22 protein-coding genes are annotated in these 22,106 nt (G+C 72.6%); 10 read left to right on the top strand and 12 right to left on the bottom strand.

The features are described 5' to 3' along the window. Positions 1 to 48: 48 nt before the first annotated feature. A complete protein-coding gene (locus tag ACIQ6R_RS24805; RefSeq protein WP_121746110.1) occupies positions 49 to 486 on the bottom strand; it encodes a cell division protein SepF in 438 nt (145 codons plus the stop codon). 288 nt (positions 487 to 774) lie between these two features. On the opposite strand from ACIQ6R_RS24805, the gene ACIQ6R_RS24810 reads away from it, so the two are divergent. The 4 genes from ACIQ6R_RS24810 to ACIQ6R_RS24825 all read left to right on the top strand — a co-directional run bounded on the left by ACIQ6R_RS24810 (position 775) and on the right by ACIQ6R_RS24825 (position 5,391). Next, positions 775 to 1,956 (top strand): DUF5685 family protein, encoded by a 1,182-nt coding sequence (locus tag ACIQ6R_RS24810; protein WP_404180015.1) that lies wholly within the window; start codon positions 775 to 777, stop codon positions 1,954 to 1,956. A gap of 28 nt (positions 1,957 to 1,984) precedes the next feature. After that, positions 1,985 to 2,770, top strand: coding sequence for a DUF1684 domain-containing protein (locus ACIQ6R_RS24815; RefSeq protein ID WP_404180012.1), 786 nt, complete (start codon positions 1,985 to 1,987; stop codon positions 2,768 to 2,770). A gap of 205 nt (positions 2,771 to 2,975) precedes the next feature. Beyond that, positions 2,976 to 3,881, top strand: a complete 906-nt coding sequence (locus ACIQ6R_RS24820) for a S1 family peptidase (protein WP_404180009.1) — start codon at positions 2,976 to 2,978, stop codon at positions 3,879 to 3,881. Between the two features lie 427 nt (positions 3,882 to 4,308). Next, positions 4,309 to 5,391: a S1 family peptidase gene (locus ACIQ6R_RS24825; RefSeq protein WP_404223494.1), complete on the top strand. Its 1,083-nt coding sequence runs from the start codon at positions 4,309 to 4,311 to the stop codon at positions 5,389 to 5,391. 119 nt (positions 5,392 to 5,510) lie between these two features. On the opposite strand, the gene ACIQ6R_RS24830 is transcribed toward ACIQ6R_RS24825, so the two are convergent. Then, a complete protein-coding gene (locus ACIQ6R_RS24830) occupies positions 5,511 to 6,569 on the bottom strand; it encodes a DUF3533 domain-containing protein (RefSeq protein ID WP_404223496.1) in 1,059 nt (352 codons plus the stop codon). 154 nt (positions 6,570 to 6,723) lie between these two features. On the opposite strand from ACIQ6R_RS24830, the gene ACIQ6R_RS24835 reads away from it, so the two are divergent. Together ACIQ6R_RS24835 and ACIQ6R_RS24840 are read left to right on the top strand one after the other, a co-directional pair. Beyond that, positions 6,724 to 10,263, top strand: coding sequence for a DNA polymerase III subunit alpha (locus ACIQ6R_RS24835; RefSeq protein WP_404180000.1), 3,540 nt, complete (start codon positions 6,724 to 6,726; stop codon positions 10,261 to 10,263). Next, positions 10,260 to 11,228, top strand: a complete 969-nt coding sequence (locus tag ACIQ6R_RS24840) for a DNA polymerase thumb domain-containing protein (protein WP_404179997.1) — start codon at positions 10,260 to 10,262, stop codon at positions 11,226 to 11,228. The genes ACIQ6R_RS24835 and ACIQ6R_RS24840 overlap by 4 nt, the downstream gene beginning before the upstream one ends. 12 nt (positions 11,229 to 11,240) lie before the next feature. Here ACIQ6R_RS24840 and ACIQ6R_RS24845 read toward each other — a convergent pair whose 3' ends face one another. After that, complete coding sequence (locus tag ACIQ6R_RS24845; RefSeq protein ID WP_310874113.1) at positions 11,241 to 11,615, bottom strand: cupin domain-containing protein; 375 nt, start codon at positions 11,613 to 11,615, stop codon at positions 11,241 to 11,243. A 117-nt stretch (positions 11,616 to 11,732) separates the two neighbouring features. Between ACIQ6R_RS24845 and ACIQ6R_RS24850 the strand changes: the two genes are divergently transcribed. Further along, on the top strand, positions 11,733 to 12,179 hold the full coding sequence (locus ACIQ6R_RS24850) for a MarR family winged helix-turn-helix transcriptional regulator (protein WP_404223497.1): 447 nt from the start codon (positions 11,733 to 11,735) through the stop codon (positions 12,177 to 12,179). A 105-nt stretch (positions 12,180 to 12,284) separates the two neighbouring features. Here ACIQ6R_RS24850 and ACIQ6R_RS24855 read toward each other — a convergent pair whose 3' ends face one another. Continuing rightward, positions 12,285 to 13,388, bottom strand: a complete 1,104-nt coding sequence (locus tag ACIQ6R_RS24855) for a lytic polysaccharide monooxygenase (RefSeq protein WP_404223499.1) — start codon at positions 13,386 to 13,388, stop codon at positions 12,285 to 12,287. A gap of 177 nt (positions 13,389 to 13,565) precedes the next feature. On the opposite strand from ACIQ6R_RS24855, the gene ACIQ6R_RS24860 reads away from it, so the two are divergent. Further along, positions 13,566 to 14,051: a GNAT family N-acetyltransferase gene (locus ACIQ6R_RS24860; protein ID WP_404223501.1), complete on the top strand. Its 486-nt coding sequence runs from the start codon at positions 13,566 to 13,568 to the stop codon at positions 14,049 to 14,051. 26 nt (positions 14,052 to 14,077) lie between these two features. Here the strand turns inward: ACIQ6R_RS24860 and ACIQ6R_RS24865 are convergent, their stop codons facing one another. Continuing rightward, positions 14,078 to 14,212: a hypothetical protein gene (locus ACIQ6R_RS24865; RefSeq protein WP_404179986.1), complete on the bottom strand. Its 135-nt coding sequence runs from the start codon at positions 14,210 to 14,212 to the stop codon at positions 14,078 to 14,080. Positions 14,213 to 14,364: 152 nt separating this feature from the next. On the opposite strand from ACIQ6R_RS24865, the gene ACIQ6R_RS24870 reads away from it, so the two are divergent. Beyond that, positions 14,365 to 14,982: a class I SAM-dependent methyltransferase gene (locus tag ACIQ6R_RS24870; RefSeq protein ID WP_404223504.1), complete on the top strand. Its 618-nt coding sequence runs from the start codon at positions 14,365 to 14,367 to the stop codon at positions 14,980 to 14,982. A gap of 10 nt (positions 14,983 to 14,992) precedes the next feature. Here the strand turns inward: ACIQ6R_RS24870 and ACIQ6R_RS24875 are convergent, their stop codons facing one another. Together ACIQ6R_RS24875 and ACIQ6R_RS24880 are read right to left on the bottom strand one after the other, a co-directional pair. Continuing rightward, positions 14,993 to 15,493, bottom strand: a complete 501-nt coding sequence (locus tag ACIQ6R_RS24875; RefSeq protein ID WP_404179980.1) for a DUF402 domain-containing protein — start codon at positions 15,491 to 15,493, stop codon at positions 14,993 to 14,995. Continuing rightward, positions 15,474 to 16,403 carry a GNAT family N-acetyltransferase gene (locus tag ACIQ6R_RS24880; RefSeq protein WP_404179977.1) on the bottom strand — a complete coding sequence of 310 codons (930 nt, stop codon included), beginning with the start codon at positions 16,401 to 16,403 and terminating at the stop codon, positions 15,474 to 15,476. Before ACIQ6R_RS24880 ends, ACIQ6R_RS24875 begins: the two co-directional genes overlap by 20 nt. Before the next feature lie 71 nt (positions 16,404 to 16,474). Between ACIQ6R_RS24880 and ACIQ6R_RS24885 the strand changes: the two genes are divergently transcribed. Beyond that, complete coding sequence (locus ACIQ6R_RS24885; protein WP_404223506.1) at positions 16,475 to 16,843, top strand: GntR family transcriptional regulator; 369 nt, start codon at positions 16,475 to 16,477, stop codon at positions 16,841 to 16,843. A 63-nt stretch (positions 16,844 to 16,906) separates the two neighbouring features. Here ACIQ6R_RS24885 and ACIQ6R_RS24890 read toward each other — a convergent pair whose 3' ends face one another. The 5 genes from ACIQ6R_RS24890 to ACIQ6R_RS24910 all read right to left on the bottom strand — a co-directional run bounded on the left by ACIQ6R_RS24890 (position 16,907) and on the right by ACIQ6R_RS24910 (position 21,577). After that, the gene (locus ACIQ6R_RS24890) at positions 16,907 to 17,674 is read right to left on the bottom strand and encodes a DUF72 domain-containing protein (RefSeq protein WP_404223508.1); all 768 of its coding nucleotides are present in this window, start codon (positions 17,672 to 17,674) and stop codon (positions 16,907 to 16,909) included. A gap of 29 nt (positions 17,675 to 17,703) precedes the next feature. After that, on the bottom strand, positions 17,704 to 18,798 hold the full coding sequence (locus ACIQ6R_RS24895; RefSeq protein ID WP_404179969.1) for a DUF5925 domain-containing protein: 1,095 nt from the start codon (positions 18,796 to 18,798) through the stop codon (positions 17,704 to 17,706). Positions 18,799 to 18,889: 91 nt separating this feature from the next. Further along, the gene (locus ACIQ6R_RS24900; RefSeq protein ID WP_404223510.1) at positions 18,890 to 19,708 is read right to left on the bottom strand and encodes a polysaccharide deacetylase family protein; all 819 of its coding nucleotides are present in this window, start codon (positions 19,706 to 19,708) and stop codon (positions 18,890 to 18,892) included. Beyond that, positions 19,701 to 20,702: a glycosyltransferase family 2 protein gene (locus ACIQ6R_RS24905; protein ID WP_404223512.1), complete on the bottom strand. Its 1,002-nt coding sequence runs from the start codon at positions 20,700 to 20,702 to the stop codon at positions 19,701 to 19,703. The genes ACIQ6R_RS24900 and ACIQ6R_RS24905 overlap by 8 nt, the downstream gene beginning before the upstream one ends. After that, on the bottom strand, positions 20,699 to 21,577 hold the full coding sequence (locus ACIQ6R_RS24910; RefSeq protein WP_404223514.1) for a glycosyltransferase family 2 protein: 879 nt from the start codon (positions 21,575 to 21,577) through the stop codon (positions 20,699 to 20,701). The genes ACIQ6R_RS24905 and ACIQ6R_RS24910 overlap by 4 nt, the downstream gene beginning before the upstream one ends. Positions 21,578 to 22,106: the final 529 nt, after the last annotated feature.

The raw sequence follows: 22,106 nt of genomic DNA on the forward strand, positions 1-22,106 counted from the left end.
AGTCCGTAGGAGTCCGGCGGGGGCGGGGCCGTGGTGTGCGGCCCCGCCTCAGCTCTGGTTGAAGAAACCGTCGGAACGGTGCGCGGCGGGCTCGCCGCTGATGACCTGGGTGTCGGCCGGGCTCAGCAGGAACACCCGGGTGGACACCCGCTCGATCGAACCGCGCAGACCGAAGATCAGACCGGCCGCGAAGTCGACCACGCGCTTGGCGTCGGTGGCCTCCATGGCCGTCAGGTTCATGATGACCGGGACCCCGTCCCGGAACAGCTCGCCGATGGACCGTGCGTCCCGGAAGCTGTCCGGGGTGACGGTCGCGATGCGGCGGCCCTTCTCCTCCGCCACGTCCGAGGCCACCTTCACCCGCGGGTCCGTGACCCAGGCGTCCCCGGAATCGGAGCCCTCGGTGTAGTCGTCGTCGTAGTAACGCTCGTCATCGTTGTCGTCGACGAGGCCGAGCCACGCACTCGCCTTGCGTACCGATCCCATGGACGCCTCCTCTCACAGCGGTCTTTCGTGCTCCGCATCCCTATGGTCATCCATGATGCGGACGTCGCGCCAAGTGGATAGACGCCGCCCGGGGGGTTTGTGACGGTACTGGTGCACAGCGAATCCGTCGAGAGTCCTTGTGTCCCAAGGGTCCTTTCCCAAACGGATGCTGACTGTGAGTGAAATATGATTCTTCCCGGCACACGGGTGAGGGAGGGTGCGTACGGGTGAACGCGGCGATCGATACGATGCCGCAGCTCAACGTCGTACCAACCACGGGGGAATGTCGTGTTCGGAATCGTCAGACCGTGCAGGCACCGGCTCGGGGAGAGCCTCACGAGCCAGTGGATGGCGCATTTGTGCGGGTTGTGCCTCGCGCTGCGCAAGGACCACGGACAGTTCGCGCGGATCGTGACGAACTATGACGGGCTGCTCATATCTGTTTTGACGGAGGCTCAGGCCGGCGGGGCCGGTGCGGGCGCCGGGCGGCGTACGGCGGGACCGTGCCCGCTGCGCGGGATGCGCACCGCGTCCGTCGCGCACGGTGAGGGTGCCCGGCTCGCGGCGGCCGTCTCCCTGGTGCTGGCCTCGGCCAAGGTGCGCGACCATGTCGCCGACGGAGACGGGCTGCTGGCCCGTCGGCCGGTGGCGCTCGCCGCCCGCCGGGTCGCCACGGGCTGGGACGCGGCCGGCGCCCGCGGCGGAAGTGCCGTCGGGTTCGACACCGGCGTACTGGTCGACGCGGTTGACCGGCAGGGCGGCATCGAGGCGCTCGCCGGGCCCGGCACGCCCCTGCTCACCGTCACCGAGCCGACCGAGACCGCGACCGCCGCCGCGTTCGCGCACACCGCGCACCTCGCCGGGCGGCCGCACAACGCGGAGCCGCTCGCCGAGGCCGGACGCCTCTTCGGCCGGCTCGCCCACCTCCTCGACGCCGTGGAGGACAAGGAAGCTGACGCCGCGTCGGGTGCCTGGAACCCGCTCACCGCCACCGGGACCCCGCTCACGGAGGCCCGGCGGCTGGCGGACGACGCGGTGCACGGGGTGCGGCTCGCGCTGCGCGAGGCGGAGTTCCGCGACGGCCGGCTGGTGCACCGGCTGCTCGCGCACGAACTGGGCAACTCCGTCGACCGCGCCTTCGGCACCGTCTCCCGCGCGCACGGCAGCCACCCGTACGCACCGCCCGGGACCCCGGGTGCCCCGGGCGGGCCGACGCCCCCGGAGCCGCCGCGCCGCGACCGGCGCGGGCTGCTCGCGGGGTGCGCCGTGTGGCTCGGGCTGGCCTGTACGTGCCAGATGTGCTGCGGCACGTACCACGACCCCTGGAGCGGGGAGCGCAAGGAAGGGACGTGCGCCAACTGCGACTGCGGCGGGTGCGGTGACTGCTGCAGTTGCTGTGACTGCTGCGGGAACTGCTGCGGTGACGACGGGTGCGGGTGCGACGGGTGCGACTGCGGCTGCAGCTGCTGAGGCGGTCCGTTGTGCGAGGGTTGTCTCCATGACGACGGACGCATCCGACGAGTGGAAGCGGTGGCACGAGCAGCGCGTCGCGGCGGTGTCGGCGCCCTACGGGCCCCTCGCGCTGACCGGCACGTACTGGCTGGAGGACTATCCGGACGGGCAACTTCCGGACATCCCCGGTAACTGGTCGGCGGACGGCGACGCGGTACTGCTGACGGCCGCCAGGGCGGACGGGCTCACCGTGGACGGGCGGCCCCTCGACGGCGGTGTGCGGCTCACGGCCGACCCGGGACCGGCGAGCGCGGCCCGGGTGGCCTGCGGCGAGCGGCGGATCGTCGTCCTGCTGCGCGAGGGTGCCTGGGGCGTGCGCGACTTCGACCCGGCCGCCGGGGCGCGCCGGGCGTTCCGGGGCATCGCGGCCACGCCCTACGACCCGCGCTGGTCGGTGCCGGGGCGCTTCACCCCGTACGACAGCGGGCGGCGCAGCGTGCTGGTGCCGAACGCGGACGGGCGGGAGCGCGGGCTCGGTCTCGGCGGTGAGCTGGCCTTCACCCTGGACGGGCGGCACCTCACGCTCCAGGTGAGCGTCGAGGGGGACGGCTCGCTGTGGGCGGTCTTCGCCGACGCCACCAGTGGCAGCACCAGTTACCGCTTCCGGTTCCTGCGTCCGGCCGCCCCGGACGCCGAGGGCCGTACGACGGTCGACCTCAACCGCGCGCTGCTGCCGCCGTGCGCGTTCGCCGACCACTTCGTCTGCCCCTTCCCGCCGCCGGGGAACACCCTGGACGCCCGCATCGAGGCGGGGGAGCGCGAACCGCGCTGAGGCCCGCCGGGGGTCGGTGAAGGTCGTTCAATGGGTGACGGCCGAAAGGCACTCTTGCGCCGACCGGCCGTTCGGCCGAATACTCCAACCTCAGCGCTTGTCAGGGGCACGACGCATTCGGAACCCGGACGTCCACCCCTGACTGCGCCTCACGGGCCCCAACCCCACAAGAGGGCCCCCGACTTCCTTTGTGGAGGAACGAAAAGTGAGGATCAAGCGCACCACCCCCCGCAGCGGTATCACGAGACGGACCCGGCTGATCGCCGTGTCCTCCGGCCTCGTGGCCGCGGCAGCGATCGCGATCCCCAGCGCGAACGCGGCACCCACCCCGGCCACCTTCACCGCCGCCGAACTGGGCAGTGCCAGCGGCGCGGTACTCAAGGCCGACGTCCCGGGCACCGCCTGGGCCGTCGACAGCAAGAGCGGCCGGGTGCTTCTCACGGTCGACAGCACGGTCTCCCAGGCCGAGATCGCGAAGATCAAGGAGCAGGCAGGCGACAAGGCCGGCGCGCTCACGATCAAGCGCACTCCCGGCACGTTCAACAAGCTCATCCAGGGCGGTGACGCCATCTACGCGAGCAGCTGGCGCTGCTCCCTCGGCTTCAACGTCCGCAGCAGCAGCGGCGTCGACTACTTCCTGACCGCAGGTCACTGCACCGACGGCGCGGGCACCTGGTACTCCAACTCCGGGCGTACGTCGGTCATCGGCTCGACGGCCGGTTCCAGCTTCCCGGGCAACGACTACGGCATCGTGCGGTACTCGGGGTCGGTCAGCAGGCCCGGCACCGCGAACGGCGTGGACATCACCCGTGCGGCCACCCCGAGCGTGGGCACCACCGTCATCCGCGACGGTTCCACCACCGGCACCCACAGCGGTCGGGTCACCGCCCTGAACGCCACCGTCAACTACGGCGGCGGCGACGTCGTCGGCGGGCTGATCCAGACCACGGTCTGCGCCGAGCCCGGCGACTCGGGTGGCCCGCTCTACGGCAGCAACGGCACCGCGTACGGTCTCACCTCCGGCGGCAGCGGCAATTGCCGTTCCGGCGGTACGACGTTCTTCCAGCCGGTCACGGAGGCCCTGAGCGCCTACGGCGTCAGCGTCTACTAGTCCGTCGGTCCGTACACCGAAGCGCAGCCGGCAGCACGACGAGCCCCCGTACACCCACCGGTGTGCGGGGGTTCCTCCTTGCCCGGACCCCGGAGTCGGCCGATGGCGGCCGCGCGGCAACCACCGCGTGTAGACGCACACTCGAAGGCCGGGCGCAAGAGGCGAATTCGAGCCAGGGCCGGACCTCGCCGCCCGATCCTCGGTTACTCGCTCGTAGCGTTTGCTGGATTGTTCGCCGCGCGAATCCTGCTGGAAGGGACATGAAGGGTGAAGGACGTGTGTGCGCACTGAAGTTGTCGTGCGCACGTCCTGAAGTCGACCTTGTGTGCCCTCTGTGCGTTCGGAAGAGTTAGCGCTCGTCAACCAGCCTTCCGGCCCGTGAGGTCCCCACAATCTCCCGGGCCGACCCCCCACAGGAGGACGTGAGTTGAAGCACCGACGCATACCCAGGCGGCGTGCCGCGGTCGTAGGCGCGGGTATCACCGCACTGGTCGCAGCGGGAGTCACCTTCCAGAGTGCGAACGCCAGCGAGGCCCCGCAGGCCTCCGCCCCCGAGACCCTGTCGGTCACGGCGGCCGGAAAGCTCGCCTCCACGCTGCTCGGCGACCTCGGCACCGACGCGGCGGGTACGTACTACGACGCGCAGGCGAAGAGCCTCGTCGTCAACGTGCTCGACGAAGCCGCCGCGCAGACCGTCGAGGAGGCCGGCGCCAAGGCGAGAGTCGTCGAGAACTCGCTCGCCGAGCTGAAGAGCGCGCGCGCCACCCTCACCGAGGACGCCACCATCCCGGGCACCTCGTGGGCGACCGACCCGACCACCAACAAGGTCGTCGTCACCGCCGACCGCACGGTCTCGAAGGCCGAGTGGGCCAAGCTGACCAAGGTGGTCGACGGACTCGGCGCCAAGGCCGAGCTCAAGCGGACCAAGGGGGAGTACAAGCCCTTCATCGCGGGCGGTGACGCCATCACCGACGGCAGCGGCCGCTGCTCGCTCGGCTTCAACGTGACCAAGGGCGGGGAACCGCACTTCCTCACCGCGGGTCACTGCACCGAGGGCATCACCAGCTGGCAGGACTCCTCGGGCAACCAGCTCGGCGCCAACGTGGCGTCCAGCTTCCCCGACAACGACTACGGCCTGGTCAAGTACACCGGCCAGGTGGACCACCCGAGTGAGGTCAACCTCTACAACGGCTCCACCCAGGCCATCTCGGGTGCCGTCGAGGCCACCGTCGGCATGGAGGTGACCCGCAGCGGCTCCACCACGCAGGTGCACTCCGGTGCGGTCACCGGCCTGGACGCCACCGCGAACTACGGCAACGGCGACATCGTCAACGGCCTGATCCAGACCGATGTCTGCGCCGAGCCCGGCGACAGCGGCGGCTCGCTCTTCTCGGGAGACAAGGCCGTCGGCCTCACCTCCGGCGGCAGCGGCGACTGCACCTCGGGCGGCGAGACCTTCTTCCAGCCGGTGACGGAGGCCCTGTCGGCCACCGGTACGCAGATCGGCTGAGCCGCACCGCACCTGTGAAGTACCTCTGAGGTACCGCTGAAGTCCCGTCCCGCGCGCGAGGGGCGGGACTTCGGCGTTCTCGCGTGCGTACGGCAGTGTGCTCGCGTGCGTACGGCGGGTCAGCCGGCCTGCGTCGGCAGCTCCGCCTCCTGCCGCCTGCGGCGCAGCGCGGCCGCCAGAATCGTGATCACCGTCCCCGCGACCGCCCACGCCCACAGCACCAGCAGGGAGACGGTCGTGTCGTTGCCCTTGAAGTAGGCGATCGAGCGGGCCGCCCAGGTGCCCGCGCCCGGTGGCAGCCACGGGCCGATCTCCCTCCAGAACGGCGGCAGCATCGGCAGCGGGAAGGCGCCGCCCGCGCTCGGGTTGCCCGCGATCACCATCAGCAGGATCGCCAGCCCGATGCCGACGATCCCGAAGACGCCCTGGAGGGCGAGGGTGGCGGCGCCCACCGCGAAGGTGATCAGCGCGCCGAGCCCCCACAGGTCCACCACGCTGCCGGGCAGCGCGTCCAGGATCGGCCCGACGACCACCGCGCCGCCGAGGCCGCCGACGATCGACACCAGGGCCATCACGATCAGCCGGATCGCCGCGCGGCGCGGGTTGGCGGGCCGGGCGCCGGTGCTGATCGCCAGGATCGAGGCGCACAGATAGCCGCCGACGCACCAGCCCACGACCAGGTAGAAGGACGACAGCCCGTCGAAGTCCCGGGGCGAGGCCGGGGCCACGTCGACGGTCCGCACCGTGCGGCCCTCGGCCTTCTCCACCTTGGCGACCAGGCCCTCCAAGGTGGTGGCGAGCACGGTCCCGCCGCCGGAGGCGACCAGCAGGGTGTCCTCGGTGCCGCCCGGGTCCACGATCAGGGCGCCGTCGATCTCCCGGTTCTCGATCTGCCGCCGCGCGCTCTCCGCGTCGGCCACCGTGCGCGGATCCAGCGGCGACCCGGGCAGCCGCTCCAGCCTGCTCACCGTCCGCTCGGCGGCCGCCGGGGGCGCGGCCACCCCGAAGGGCACGTCCTTCGGTTTCGGGTCGTGCAGCGCCCCGACGTAGGAGGCGATGAAGAGCAGCTGGAGCGCGAGCACGCCGAGCACGAGCAGGGTGGCCCGCGGGGTGACGGCGTCTTTCACCTCACCGAGGAAGGAGCCGCTGCGACGGGGGGTGACCGGGGTGTGCGACATGTCCCCACGGTCCGGGCCGACGGGCGTTTGCGCAGGTGGGGCGGGGCCGAACGGATGTCGCACACACATTCGAAAATTGGTCTATGGTGGGGGTGAGGTAGTTGGGAACAGGCGTTCGATAAGTGCGTCGGGTTCATGGGATCGGGAGGTGCGTGTGCCGGGTTTCACGCATCTGCACACCGTCTCCGGATTCTCCGCACGCTACGGCGCCTCCCACCCGGAGCGGCTGGCCGAGCGTGCCTTCGAGCGGGACATGGACGCCCTCGCCCTCACCGACCGCGACACCCTCGCGGGCACGGTCCGCTTCGCCAAGGCCTGCGCGAAGGCGGGCGTCCGCCCGCTGTTCGGCGCGGACCTGGCGGTGGCCGCCCCCGAGCCCGAAGCGGACCGCACGGAGACCTCCGTACGCCGGGACCGACGCCGTGTCCCCGTGCGTGGAGGCGCCTTCGTCGACGAGTCGGCCCCGCGGGTGACCTTCCTCGCCCGGGACGGCGCCCGCGGCTGGGCAGACCTGTGCCGGCTGGTGTCCGCCGCCCATACCGCGCCGGACACACCCCTGCTCTCCTGGGCCGACAACCACGCCGACGGTCTGACCGTCCTGCTCGGCCCCGACTCCGACGTCGGCCGCGCCCTCGCCGCGGGCCGCCCCGACCGGGCCGCCCGGCTCCTCGTCCCCTGGCGGGAGGTCTACGGCGACGCCCTGCGCCTGGAGGCCGTCTGGCACGGCCGCGAGGGCACCGGCCCCGGCTCCCTGCGTCTGGCCGCCCGCACCGTCGGCTTCGCCGCCGAGCAGGGCGTCCGGCCGGTGCTCGCCAACGCCGTCCGCTACGCCGACCCCGGCCAGGGCCCGGTCGCCGACGTCCTGGACGCCGCCCGCCGCCTGGTCCCGATCGACGCCACCAGGGAACTGGACTCCGGCGAGGCCTGGCTCAAGGACGCGGGTGCCATGCGGCACGCCGCCGAGCGCGTCGTGGAGGCCGCGGGCTTCCGGCGCGACACGGCCCACCGCCTGCTGGAGCAGACCCGGGCGACGGCCGCCGAGTGCCTGGTCGATCCGGAGGACGACCTCGGCATGGGCGCCGTCCACTTCCCCGAGCCGCGTCTCGTGGGCGCCGGCCGCCGCACCGCCCAGCGCGCGCTCGCCTCCCGGGCGGCGGCGGGCATGGTACTGCGCGGCTACGACCGGCGGCCGGACCACCGGGAGTACTGGGAGCGGATGCACCACGAGCTGGACATCATCGCCCACCACGGCTTCGCCTCGTACTTCCTCACCGTCGCCCAGGTCGTGGACGACGTACGGGACATGGGTATCCGGGTCGCGGCGCGCGGCTCCGGCGCGGGCTCACTCGTCAACCACCTCCTCGGCATCGCGCACGCCGACCCGGTCGAGCACGGGCTGCTGATGGAGCGCTTCCTGTCCAAGGAGCGGGTCGTGCTGCCCGACATCGACATCGACGTGGAGTCCGCCCGCCGCCTGGAGGTCTACCGGGCGATCATCGGCCGCTTCGGCACCGAGCGGGTCGCCACCGTCGCCATGCCGGAGACATACCGCGTGCGCCACGCCATCCGCGACGTGGGCGCCGCCCTGTCGATGGACCCGGCCGAGATCGACCGCCTCGCCAAGTCCTTCCCGCACATCCGCGCCCGCGACGCCCGCGCGGCGCTCGAGGAACTGCCCGAGCTGAAGCGGCTGGCGGGGGAGAAGGAGCGGTACGGCAGGCTGTGGGAGCTGGTGGAGGGCCTCGACGCCCTCCCACGCGGTGTCGCCATGCACCCCTGCGGAGTGCTCCTCTCCGACGCCTCCCTGCTCTCCCGTACGCCGGTCATGCCGACCAGCGGCGAGGGCTTCCCCATGGCGCAGTTCGACAAGGACGACGTCGAGGACCTCGGGCTGCTCAAGCTGGACGTGCTCGGTGTGCGGATGCAGTCGGCGATGGCGCACGCGGTCGCCGAGGTGAAGCGGGCGTCGGGCACCGAGGTCGACCTGGACGCGGTGCCGGACGGCGATCCGGCGACGTACCGGATGATCCGCTCCGCCGAGACGCTGGGCTGCTTCCAGATCGAGTCGCCGGGGCAGCGGGACCTGGTCGGGAGGCTCCAGCCGGCGACCTTCCACGATCTCGTCGTCGACATCTCGCTCTTCAGGCCCGGCCCGGTCGCCGCCGACATGGTGCGGCCGTTCATCGAGGCCCGGCACGGGCGGGCGCCGGTGCGCTACCCGCACGAGGATCTGTCGGAGCCGCTGGAGGGTACGTACGGGGTCGTCGTCTTCCACGAGCAGATCATCGACATCGTGGACATCATGACCGGCTGCGGACGCGGCGAGGCGGACCGGGTGCGGCGCGGGCTGTCCGACCCGGATTCGCAGGGGCGGATCAGGGTGTGGTTCGCGCAGCACGCGACGGCGAACGGCTATGACGCGGAGACGATCCAGCGGACCTGGGAGATCGTCGAGGCCTTCGGCTCGTACGGCTTCTGCAAGGCGCACGCGGTCGCCTTCGCCGTCCCCACCTACCAGTCGGCGTGGCTGAAGGCCCATCACCCGGCCGCCTTCTACGCCGGTCTGCTCACGCACGACCCCGGCATGTACCCCAAGCGGCTGCTGCTGGCGGACGCGCGGCGGCGCGGGGTGCCGATCCTGCCGTTGGACGTGAACAAGTCGGGGGTCGCACACAGGATCGAACTGGTGTCTGAATCACGGGAGTCCCGTCGGCCGAAGGTGTGGGGCCTGCGCCTCGCCCTCTCGGACGTGCACGGCATCAGCGAGGCCGAGGCGGAGCGGGTCGCCGAGGGCCAGCCGTACACCTCCCTGCTCGACTTCTGGGAACGGGCCCGCCCCAGCAGGCCGCTGGCCGGACGGCTCGCCCAGGTCGGCGCGCTGGACGCGTTCGGCGCCAACCGCCGCGACCTGCAACTGCACCTGACCGAGCTGCACCGCGGCGCCCGGGGCGGACGCGGCGACCAACTCCCGCTGTCCGGCGGGCGGAAGACGGCGTCGGCCGGGCTGCCCGACCTCACCTCGGCGGAGAAGCTCAGCGCCGAACTGGGCGTGCTCTCCATGGACGCCTCGCGCAACCTGATGGACGACCACCGCACCTTCCTGAACGAGCTGGGCGTCATGTCGGCCAAGCGGCTGCGCGAGGCCCGGCACGGGGAGACGGTGCTGGTCGCGGGCGCCAAGGCGGCCACCCAGACACCGCCGGTCCGTTCCGGGCGCCGGGTCATCTTCTCCACCCTCGACGACGGCACCGGCCTGGTCGACCTCGCCTTCTTCGACGACTCCCACGACACCTGCGCCCACACCGTCTTCCACTCCTGGCTGCTGCTGGTGCGCGGGGTGGTGCAGCGGCGCGGCCCGCGCAGCCTCAGCGTGGTGGGCTCCGCCGCCTGGAACCTCGCCGACCTGCTGGAGGTGCGCCGGGAGGAGGGGCTGGAGGGCGTCGCGGCCCGGCTGGCCGGTACGGGCACAAGCCAAGGCGACGATCCCGAGGGCGGGCCGACGCGCAGACGCCTCGCCGGTTCGGACGGGCAGCCGGCGCCGACGGGTTCCGCGGCCCAGGACCCGATGGAGCGACGCCGCATCCGCATGTCCACGGGGTACGAGATGCATCCATGGGCCGATCTGCGCCCCGCGGGCGAAGGGCCCGCGGTGGGAAGGAAGTTGTGGCACCAGAGTCCGGGGAGTGCGGGATGACCATTCTCTGCGTACGTTTCCAGCTGCCGCCGATGTACGAGGCGGCCCTGCCCCGGTTGCTGGGGTTGTTGGAGGAGTTCACACCGGTCGTCGAGGCGCTGCCGCCGGACGGGGCGCTGGCCGATCTGCGGGGCGCCGAGCGGTACTTCGGGCGCGACGCCGTGGAACTGGCCTCGGTGATCCGCGTCCGCGCCCTCGCGCTGTACGGCGTCGACTGCGTGATCGGCGCCGGGCCGAGCCCGATGCCGGCCCGCATGGCGCTGCGGGACGCCCGGCCGGGGCTGACCCGCGTGGTAGCGGAGGGCGCGGTGGCGGAGTTCCTCGCCGGCAAGCCCGTCGCCGCGCTGCCCGGCGTCGGCACCGCGACCGCCCGCACGCTGTGCGAGTACGGCCTCGACACCCTCGGCCGGGTCGCCGCCGCGCCCCTGTCCACGCTCCAGCGCCTGGTCGGTGCGAAGACCGGCCGTGAGCTGCACGAGAAGGCGAACGGCGTCGACCGCGGCCGGGTCGTCCCCAACGGCGTCTCCCGGTCACTGGCCGCCGACCGCCCCTTCGACCGCGACGAACTGGATCCCGACCGCCACCGCCGAGCCCTGCTCTCGGCCGCCGAGGAGCTGGGCGCCCGGCTGCGCGCCGTGGACAAGGTGTGCCGCACCCTCACCCTCACCGTGCGCTACGCCGACAGGTCGGCGACGACTCGCAGCCGCACCCTGAAGGAGCCGACCGCGCATTCGGCGGCGCTGACGCGGACCGCGTACGACATGTACGAGGCGCTCGGCCTCCAGCGTGCCCGGGTCCGCTCGATCGCCCTGCGCGCCGAGGGTCTCGCCCCCGCCGAGCAGGCCTCCCACCAGCTCACCTTCGACCCCGTGGACGAGAAGGTCCGCCGGATCGAGGAGGTCGCGGACCGCGCGCGGGCGAAGTTCGGCCCGAGGGCGGTGATGCCGGGGTCGCTGGCGGCGTGAGACCCCCGCGGGTCAGTTGGCCCACGGGGGAGTGATCCGGGTGCCGTCGGCCAGCTCCGCCTCCAGGCCGACGGAGGTGGTGACCCAGGAGGTCGCGGTCCGGTCGGTGGGGTTCTCGACGGCGAGGGTCGCCCCCGGGTTGATGATCACGGTGTCGCCCGCGGTGACGCGCTCGGTGCGGCCGTCGAGGGTGATCAGCAGTTCGCCGGTGAGCAGGTGGAAGATCTCCTCCCGGTTGACGGTGTGCGCGGGGGCCTTCGTGCCCGCAGGGATCTCGCCCCGCCAGGCGCACAGCTCCTTGCTGCCGCTGCGCGGGGTGGCGTACGAGACGAAACGGGCGCCGTGGATCTCGTGGGTCACGGCTTCGGACGAGCGGACGACGGGCATGGCGGACTCCTGCCGGAGGGGTCTGGTCAAGCAATTATGGTCAAGTGGCTTGACTGTCTTGTCGGCCTCTATGGTCAAGCTGCTTGACCAATACGTCAAGGGTGTTTCAATGCCCCCGTGCAGAACTCCGATGCCATGGCCCTGTCCGCCGCCCTGCTGGCCGCTGCGGGCGTACTGACGCAGCGCATCCACGAGGGTGTCGTCGCTCGTGGCTTCGAAGGGCTGCGGCCCGCACACGGCTTCGCCTTCGCCCGGCTGGCCCCGGACGGCGCGACGGTCACCGACCTCGCCGCGCATCTCGGGATGACCAAGCAGGCCGCCAGCCAGCTCGTCGACGAGCTGGTCCGCAAGGGGTACGCCGAACGCCGGCCGCACCCCGCCGACGCGCGGGCCCGGCTGGTCGTGCTGACCGAGTCGGGGCAGGCCTGCACGCGGGCCGCGGAGGAGGCGGCGGCGGAGGCCGTGCGCGCGTGGGTCGACGTGCTCGGTGAGGGTGAGGTCCAGGCGCTGCGCGACCGTCTGCTGCGGGTCGCGCCCAACGGGCCGGTGCGGCCCGCCTGGTGAGCCGCTGCCTCCCGCGGTCCTCGGCCGGCGAGGCGCACGGCACGCCGAGCGGGGCCTGTCCGGCCTGAGCCGCCGGACAGACCCCGCGTTCCCCCGTGTCCTGGGTCAGCCGCTGTGCCGGCCGCCGGTCGTGGCCCGTCGGCGGACCGACGCGAACATGACGGCCGCGCCGACCGCCAGGGCGGCGGCGCCACCGACGGCGAGGTAGGGCGTGGTGCTGTCCCCGCCGGTCTCGGCGAGGTTCTCCGTGCCCGCGCCGGCGGCCTTGACCTGGTTGGGCTCCCCACCGGCGGCGGGCGTCGCGGTGTCCGTCGCCGTCCCTGCCCCTGCCCCTGCCGCAGCCTGGTCGGACGCCTCGTCCGGGGCGGCCGGGCCCGTCGGGTCCGTCGTCGTCCCGGCGTCCTGGTCGCCGTGGCCGTTGTGCTCGATCGTCGACTTGTCGGCCGCGGCCGCGATCTGCTCGTCCGACGGGGCGGAGGCCTCGGGGGCCGGTGCGGCACCGCCCGCGGAGTCGCCGCCCGGGGAGTCGCCGCCCGCGGAGTCGCCGCTCGCGGCGCCGTTGTCGCCGCCGAAGGAGACGTCGGAGCAGGAGTAGAACGCCTCCGGGCTGTCCGAACGCTGCCACACCGCGTACAGCAGGTGCTTGCCGGAACGCTCGGGGAGGGTCCCGGAGAAGGTGTAGAAACCGCCGGAGGCGGCCGGGTCGGTGACCGTGGCGACCGGGGCGGACAGGTCCAGGTCGCCCCAGCCCAGCGGCCCCGCCGGGTCGTAACCGGGCTTGGTGATGTACACCTTGAACGTGCCCTTGTGCGGGGCCGTCACGCGGTACTTGAAGGTGTACGAGCCGCTGTTCACGCTGGTCGCGGGCCAGTCGGCGCGGGCCAGGTCCATGCCCTTGAAGGCCGGGTCGTTGGCGCTGCACAGCTTGCCGTCCGGGATCAGCTCCTGGTGCTTCCCGGCGGCGTTGCCGATGCGGATGCCGTTCCAGTCGTAGAGCGCCTGGGTGCCGCCGGCCGCGACCGCCGCCTTGCACGCGTCCGACTTCGGGCTCTCCGGGCCCTCGGCGTGGCACTGCGACACCCGGCTGACCGGGTCGCCCATCGAACCGTGCGCGGCCGCGGGAGCGGCGGCCAGCGTGGTCAGGGCGAGCGGGGCGAGGCCGGCGACGGCGACGGCGGCGACCTTGCGGGACGCGGACGGTGCGGGCATGGGGAACTCCTCGAAACGGTCTCTGGGACGTGGGGACTTGGGCCGGGACCCCGTGGGGTGATCAGCAAACTAGCCCCAAGAAACCGTGGAATCGCCTGCTGGCGGCGGGCGAGGGAGATCCTTATGGTCGCGTTAAGGGAGTGCTCAGGCTGCGCTGAGGTAGCTACCGTTCGCGGCATGGCACAAGCACGAGAGGAGCGGGTCAGGCGGGCGGTCGCCGCCGACCTGCCGGCGGTGCGGGCCGTCACCGACGCCGCGTACCGCCCCTACGTCGAGCGCATCGGGGTGGTGCCGCAGCCGATGGAGGCCGATCACGCGGCGAACGTGGCCGCGGGGAAGGTGTTCGTCACGGAAGCCCCGGGCGAGCCCGTGGCGGGCCTCTTGGGCGTCGCGGGTCTCGTCGTCCTGGAGGCGTTCGCCGACCACCTCTTCCTCGACAGCATCGCCGTCCACCCCGACGCGCACGGCAGGGGCGTGGGGCGACGGCTGCTGATGTTCGTGGACGCACACGCGCGTGCGCTGGGCCTGCCCGAGATCAGGCTCTACACGAACGCGTCGATGTGGGAGAACCAGGAGATCTATCCGAAGTACGGGTACGAGATCGTGGAACGACGAGTGGACGGGCCCTACGACCGCGTCCACTACCGTAGGCGGCTGCTCTGACGCGTCTCATGACGTGACCGGTCCGGTCAGTTGTCCGGCCACCACGTGCGCGCGATGTCCTTGCGGACCTCCGGGCGCCCCGAGGGGCGCTGGTCGGCCTCCTCACGGACTCGGCGGGCGTCGGTCTTCTTCAGGGGCTTCTGCACGGTCAGACGGCGCATGGCTGCCTCCTTACGGATCCACCGGGTTCCGCGTTCTCACGGAGGTAGACCCCTTCCCCAAGAGTTACTCATCGAAGCATGGCTGTCAGTGGCGGTTGTCACGATCCGGTGTCCCGATCCCGTTGTCAGTGGCGGGTGTCACTCTTGGCGGCATGGCGAACCACAGTGACGAGACGACCGCGCCGCGTATCGACTGGGACGCGGAGGCCGCCGCCTTCGACGACGAGCCGGACCACGGTCTGCGCGACGCGGACGTGCGCCGGGCCTGGGCGGCCCGGCTGGCGTCCTGGCTGCCCGCGCGGCCCGGTGACGTCCTCGACCTGGGGTGCGGCACCGGCAGCCTGTCGCTCCTCGCGGCCGAGCGGGGACACCGCGTCACCGGCGTCGACCTGTCCCCGGCCATGGTGGCGCTGGCCAGGGCCAAACTCGCCGGCCGTGACGCGGTGTTCCTCACCGGTGACGCGGCGGCACCGCCGGTGGGCGAGCGGCGCTTCGACGCCGTCCTGGTCCGGCACGTGCTGTGGACGCTGCCCGACCCCGGCCGGGTCCTGCGGCACTGGCGGGAGTTGCTGCGTCCCGGAGGGCGGCTGGTCCTGGTCGAGGGCGTGTGGGGGACCGTCGACCCGGTCGGCGTGGCCGCCGACCGGCTCGCCTCCCTCCTCGCCCCGCTCGCCGGTGAGGTGCGCGTGGAGCGGTTGTCGGACGACCCGTCGCTGTGGGGGAGGGAGGTGGCGGACGAGCGGTACGCGGTGGTCGCGATACCCGGGTGAGCCGGCCGCGCTATGCCAACAGGTCCGTGAATCCGCTCCCGCGGGCCAGCCGCTCCAGTTCGTCCAGCGCGGCCACGGCGGCGGCAGCGGCCGCGGGATCCCGCTCCGCCAGACCGCTCTCGGCGAACTCGTCCTCGTCCAGCCGCAGTACGTCCGTGCCGCCCGCGGAGCGCCACAGGTCCAGGTCCAGGTCCTCCACGACCAGTTCCGTGCCGGTCAGTACGGCGGGACGGGTGATGTCGCAGTACCAGCCCTTGAGCAGGCCGGCCGCCGTGCGGACCTCTTTCACCGAGTACCACCGGTCGCGCCAGTAGTACTCGGTGAACACGTCGCCCGCCTCGAAGCGGACGAAGCCGAAGTCGCGGACGCCGGCGCCGGCCCAGGGGGCGCGTACCGCGAGGCGGGTGCCGTCGTCGTGCAGCAGCTCGCTCGCGTACCGGATCTTCGTACGGCCCGCCTTGACCAGGACGACGTCCACCTCGGTCGGTGACTCAGCCGAGTTCGCGGACATGACGCACCTCCGTCCCGCAGACCTCGTACCCGAGCCACTTGTTGATGGCGAGCATCGGGCCGTTGTCGGTGTCGTTGCCCGTGAACGCCTCCGTGTATCCGGCGGCACGGGCCCGGTACAGGGAGTCGGTCTTGGCGAGTTTGGCGAGACCCCGGCCGCGGTGGGTGCGGACGGTGCCGGTCATCGCGGTCGCATAGCGGGTGCCGCCGTCGGTGTAGGCGACGCTGAAGGCGACGGGGCGGCCGTCGACGACCGCGACCGTGGTCAGTTCACGGTTCAGCAGCGGGTGCCGCCAGGTCTCCGCGAGCCAGGCCTCGTAGTCCGTGAACTCGATGTCGACGTCGCTCGGTTCGTCCGCCAGCGTCTCCGCGTCCAGCTCGAACATCGGGCGGGGATCGTCGGCATAGTCCGCGGCGGTGCGCAGCTCCACACCGGGGGGAAGGGAGGGCAGGGGCGGGAGCGTGCCGTTCGCCAGATCGAAGCGGAGGAAGTGGGCGGAGCGCCGCCGTGCGTAGCCGTGCCGCTCGGCGAAGGCCAGGTTGGCGGGCTCGTCCAGCACCCAGGTGAACAGCTTCGTCGCTCCCTCGGTGGCGAGGTACTCCTCGGCCGTGCGCACCAGCAGCCCGCCGGCACCGCGCCGGAGCCGGTCCGGGTGGACGTAGATGTTGAGGTACGCCTGACCGGGCTCCGGGCTGTCGTGCACCAGCCCGACCTGGGCCGTGCCGATCATCTCCCCGTTCTCCTCCGCGACGAGGGACCGGCTCCGGGCGTCCGGGTGGGTGTGGAGGAGGTGGTGGACGACGGCCTCGGGCGTCCACAGGATGAACGGCAGGGCGACATGGCGGACATGGGCGAAGGCCGCGACGTCGGCCGGATCGTCGGGACGCAGGTCGCGCACAAGAACGGTCATGAGTGCGCACGCTACGGCGGGCGGGCGGGCGGGTGCCTCTCATTTTCCCGGGGATGCGGGACAATCGCCGCGTGACTCTGAAGATCCACATCGACGACGATGCCCCGCCCTACGAGCAGGTGCGCGCACAGATCTCCGAACAGGCGCGGTCGGGAGTGCTGCCGGTCGGGTACCGGCTGCCGACCGTGCGCGGACTGGCGGAGTCCCTGGGGCTCGCCGCGAACACGGTCGCCAAGGCGTACCGGGCGCTGGAGGGGGACGGGGTGATCGAGACGCGGGGGCGCAACGGAACGTTCGTCGCCGCCGCGGGCTCTGCCGCCGAGCGGGAGGTGGCGTCCGCCGCGCAGGAGTACGCCGCGCGGGCGCGGCGGCTGGGGCTCGGGGAAACGGATGCGCTGGGCGCGGTGCGGGATGCCCTGCGGGCGGCCTACGGGGACTGAGGTGCTCTTCCATCCGCGTGGGTGGTGGCCGGTCGCGCCCGCGCGGCGGAGCCGCACACTGTCTCAGCCCCGCGCTCTCGGGGGCGTGCGGGTGACCGTCAGGCGCGCCGCTTGCGCCAGCCTGGCGAACGCCGTCGCGTCCCGGACCGCCGCCCCCGTCGGGTCGTTGTTGAAGTACGCGTAGACGTCGTGGTCGTCCGGCCAGGTGCTCGCGATGCGGTCGACCCAGGTCGCCAGGGACCGGCGGCCGTAGTGCGGCCAGGGTGCCGCACGCCCCTGGTGGAAGCGGACGTAGCCCCAGTCGGTGGTGCGCCACAGCGGGGTGGCCGGGCGGGCCCGGACGTCCGCCCAGCACAGCGCCGCGCCCCGCGAGGTGAGGACGTCCCGCACCTCGGGTGCCCACCAGGACTCGTGCCGGGGTTCGACCGCGACCCGCGTGCCGGGCGGGAAGCAGGCGAGGCAGGTGTCCAGGAGGCCCGCGTCGGCGCGCAGTGTCGGCGGGAGTTGCAGCAGGATGGGGCCGAGGCGGTCGCCCAGCCCCGCCGCGTGGGTCACCAGGCGGTCGACCGGCTCCTCGGGCTCCCGCAGCCGCTTGATGTGGGTGAGGTAGCGGCTCGCCTTCACCGCGACCACGAAGTCCGCCGGCACCCGGTCCCGCCACGCCTCGAAGGTCTCCCGCGACGGCAGCCGGTAGAACGCGTTGTTGATCTCGACCGTCGCGAAGCCGGCCGCGTACCGCTCGAGCCACAACCGGACGGGCAGGCCGGGCGGGTACAGGACGTCCCGCCAGTCCCGGTACTGCCAGCCCGACGTGCCGACGAACAGGGTCATACACCCATCAAAACCCCCGGCTTCCCCCGCTACAGGTAGAGCCCGGCCTCCGCGCCGTCCCGGGGCTCCGGCAGCGCGGTGGGCGAGGTGCCCCGGCGCAGCGCGTACAGCTCCGCCAGCGTCGCGCCCTGGCGGCCCACCCCCTCCTCGGTGCCGAGCCAGTCCACCGCCTCCCGACGGGTCAGCGGGCCGACCTCGATGCGGGCCAGGCAGCGGCCGGGGCGGACGACGGCGGGGTGGAGGCGTTCCAGGTCCTCGTTGGTCGTGACGCCGACCAGGACGTTGCGGCCCTGCCCCAGGAGCCCGTCCGTGAGGTTCAGCAGCCGTGACAGCGCCTGGCCGGCGGTGTGCTTGGCCTCGCCGCGGATCAGCTCGTCGCAGTCCTCCAGCAACAGCAGCCGCCAGCGGCCCTTGCCCGCCGCGTCCTCCTCGCCGATGGCGATGTCCATCAGGTAGCCCACGTCGGAGAAGAGTCGCTCGGGGTCGAGGACGCAGTCCACCTGGCACCAGTCCCGCCAGGACCGGGCGAGCGTGCGCAGCGCCGACGTCTTGCCGGTGCCGGGCGGCCCGTGCAGGAGCAGCAGCCGGCCCGCGATGTCCTCGGGGGTCGTCTTCATCAGGCCGTCCATGGCGTCCGCGACCGGCGCCGTGTAGTTGGCCCGGACCTCGTCCCAGGTGCCCGCGGAGATCTGCCGGGTGGTGCGGTGCGGGCCGCGTCGCGGGGAGACGTACCAGAAGCCCATCGTCACGTTCTCCGGCTGCGGCTCGGGCTCGTCCGCCGCGCCGTCCGTCGCGTCCCCGAGCACTTTCTCGGCCAGGTCGGCGCTGGTCGCCGTCACCGTGACGTCGGCGCCCCGGCTCCAGCGCGAGATCAGCAGCGTCCAGCCGTCGCCCTCCGCCAGCGTCGCGCTGCGGTCGTCGTCGCGGGCGATCCGGAGCACCCGCGCGCCGGGCGGCAGCAGCGTCGCACCGGACCGCACGCGGTCGATGTTCGCCGCGTGCGAGTACGGCTGCTCGCCCGTGGCGAAACGCCCGAGGAACAGCGCGTCGACGACATCGGACGGGGAGTCGCTGTCGTCGACGTTGAGCCGGATCGGCAGGGCCTCGTGCGGGTTGACGGACATGCCGCCATGATCCGGCACCCGGCCGCCGCGTGCACCCGGTTTCCCGGGTACCCGCGGCACCCGTCACGCGGGGCGGCCGACGGCCGGCGGTTCAGGCACCGGCCCCCGACATCCGCCCCCGCGCCTGCCGTGCCCTGCGGAGTACGGCGTACCCCTTGGTGAGGGCCCGGTCCCGGACGAAGGTACGGGCGATGGCGCGGCCCTCGACCAGCCGGGCGAACTCGTCGGGCCCCGTGCCGCGGCGCACGGTGACCCGGCGCAGGGCGTACGGCCCCTGGGCGCGGCGCGCCAGGCCGTTGCCGACGGCGAGCGCCTGCGCGTACCCCGTCTCGCGCACCGCCCGCCGCACCCGGCGGTCGGAGTACCCGTAGGGGTAGGCGAACGAGGCCGGTACGCGGCCCAGTTGGTCGGCGACGATCTCCTTGCAGTGGATCAGCTCGAACCGCAACCGCTGTTCGCCGAGTCGGTCGAGCTGCGGGTGGGTGTGGCTGTGCCCGCCGATCTCCACGCCGGCGGCGGCCAGTTCGCGGACCTGGTCCCAGTCGAGCATGGTGTCCAGGGCGCCCCCGGTGTCGTACGGACCGCGCAGCCAGCCGGTCGTGACGAACAGGGTGGCCGGGAAGCCGTGTTCGGCGAGGGCGGGCAGGGCGTGCCGGTGCACCCCCTCGTAGCCGTCGTCGAAGGTGATGAGGACGGGCCGCTTCGGCAGCGGCCGGCCGGAGCGCCATGCGGCGGCCAGCTCCGCGGTGCCGATCGGGGTGCGGCCCCGGTCGGCGATCGCCGCCATCTGCTCGGCGAACGCCTCCGGGGTCACCGACAGCGCGCGGGTGGCGTCGTTCGGGTCGGCCGCGACCGCGTGGTACATGAGGACCGGCACGCGCGTGTCGTACTCCTCGGCCCGCTCAGCCATGCGCGCCCCCCTCGACCGGCGCCACGGAGAACGTAGCCCCGCCACGCCGTGCTCGTACGCTCCCCACCACGTAGCCGCCCGCCGCCGTGAGCACCCCGGCGACGATCGCGCCCGCCCGTCCCGCCCCGCCCGGCCGGGCCAGCACGGCGTCCCGCAGCCCGCGCACCACACCGGCGGGCAGGACCCGGGTGGCGTACCGGCGTTCGGACTCCAGGCCCTTGTCCGCGCCGACGCTGCGCGCCACCAGGGCCTTGGACAGGCCCTCGGCGTAGGCGCGGGTGCGGAAGTAGCCGAAGTGCTCGCGCACCTCGGGCACCCGGTGGTGGATCACCGCGCGGTCGTCGATCAGCAGCACCGCGTCGGGCCGGGCGCGGGAGAGCCGGATGCACAGCTCGGTCTCCTCGCAGCCCAGCGGGCGTTTGTCGCCGTCGCGTCCGATGCCGGTGGCGAAGCCGCCCGCCGCGTCGAACGCCTCGCGCCGGAAGGAGGCGTTCCCGCCCAGCACGTTGCGCACTCGGACCCGGCCGGGCGGCAGGCCCCGGTACGTGCAGCCCACCACCCAGTCGAACTCCTCCGGGAACCAGTCGGGCCGGCGCCCCGACGCCCAGACGGGCACCGTGCGCCCGCCGACGGCGACGACCGCCGGGTCGGCGTACCCCTCGGCGAAGTGCCGCAGCCAGTCGCGCTCGGCCACGGCGTCGTCGTCGAGGAAGGCGATCACCTCCCCGCGCGAGGCGGCGATGCCGGTGTTGCGGCCGGCGGACAGACCGCGGGGGCCCGCGTTGGCGAGCACCCGCACGTCCCGCGTCTCCTTGTACTCCGTCAGTAGCCGGTCCCGGAGCGCTTCGTTGTGGTCGACGACCAGCAGCGTCTCCCGGGCCGGGTGGGACTGCGCCCGCACCGAGGAGACCGCCGCGAGGATGTCCTCCCAGCGGCCCTCGGTGTAGACGCAGATCACGACGGAGATCGTGAGGGGGGCGTCGGTACCGCTCAAGACGCCTTCCTTCGGACCGGGACCACCGGGGCGACGGGGGCGGCCGAACCGACCGAGGCGAGCGTCGGCGCGTGCGTACGGCCGCGCAGCGCACGCCGGTTGGAGCGCTCGTCGAGGATGACTCTGAGTACCCGCAGCCCGTCCCGGACGGCGCGCAGGTTGCTGACGCCGTGGATGCGCAGGTACTCGTGGCTGGGTATCTCCTGGACCTTCAGGCCGGCCTTGACGACCCGGATGTTCATCAGGGTCTCGACCTCGAAGCCGGTGCAGTCGAGGTCGATCTTGTCCAGGCAGTGCCGCCAGAAGGCGTTGTAGCCGTAGCAGAGATCGGTGTAGCGGGCGCCGAACTTCCGGTTGACCACCGCGCACAGGGCGCGGTTGCCGAGCTTGCGGATGAAGGTCATGTCGTCGGTGCCGCCGCCGTTGGCGAAGCGGGAGCCCTTGGCGAAGTCGGCGCCGGAGACGAGGGCGGAGACGTAGGACACGATCTCCTGACCGTCGGCCGAACCGTCGGCGTCGACCATCACGATGATGTCGCCGGTGCACGCCTTGAAGCCGGTGATCAGCGCGTCCCCCTTGCCCTTGCCGCGCTGTTCGACGACCTTGACGTCCGGCCACAGCTCCCGGGCGACCTCGACGGTGTTGTCGGTGGAGTTGCCGTCCACGAGGACGACCTCGTGGACCCAGTCGGGCAGTGTCTTGAAGACGTAGGGAAGGTTCTCCGCCTCGTTCATGGCGGGTATCACCACGCTCACCGGCGGGGCTATCGCCAGATGCGAGGAGACGGGCCGGTACTTCTCGGCCGGTGACGGATCGGATGTCTGATCGGATGACGGATCGTTGCCCGTCGACGCCGGCTGCAGGACTGAGCTCATGAGTCTGTTCCCTCTCGTCCGGCGGACCGCCCGCCCCAGGGGCGGTCCGGCTCTGTATCCGGTTCGAAAGGGGGGTTATCACCCACGGCGCGACGGCATGGATCTCCGTGCGTGCCAGGTGAGCTGGCGAAGCCTGTCGACGCCGGAAGGAAACGGCAGCCGACTGCGCGGCACGGCCCGGTCACCGATGCGGTCACCGAGCACGGCACCCCCCTACCGCGCGTCCCGCCCCGGTCCGCCGCGGCCTCGAGCCCTCCCCTGAGCCGCTTGCCGACGTACCGATGCGGGAGATGTATGACGGTATTGACGATTGAACCCATATGGCAAGGCCTGGAACCAGGTCTCACGTTTTTGTTGGTTTGCCGTCATCCGTTCTTCTCGCGGGGCGTTTTCGCGCGGCGTTCGGTCCCCCGGACCGTTCCGCTTTGCCCCCCGAAGCCCAAGATGCCGGGCCTAAATGTGACGTAGCGCGCAGGAGAGCGTCAAGGGCGCACTGGCGTTCGCGCTGACTTTCGTCCGATATTGAATG

Source organism: Streptomyces sp. NPDC096048 (genome assembly GCF_044763415.1).
Classification (GTDB): Bacteria; Actinomycetota; Actinomycetes; order Streptomycetales; family Streptomycetaceae; genus Streptomyces.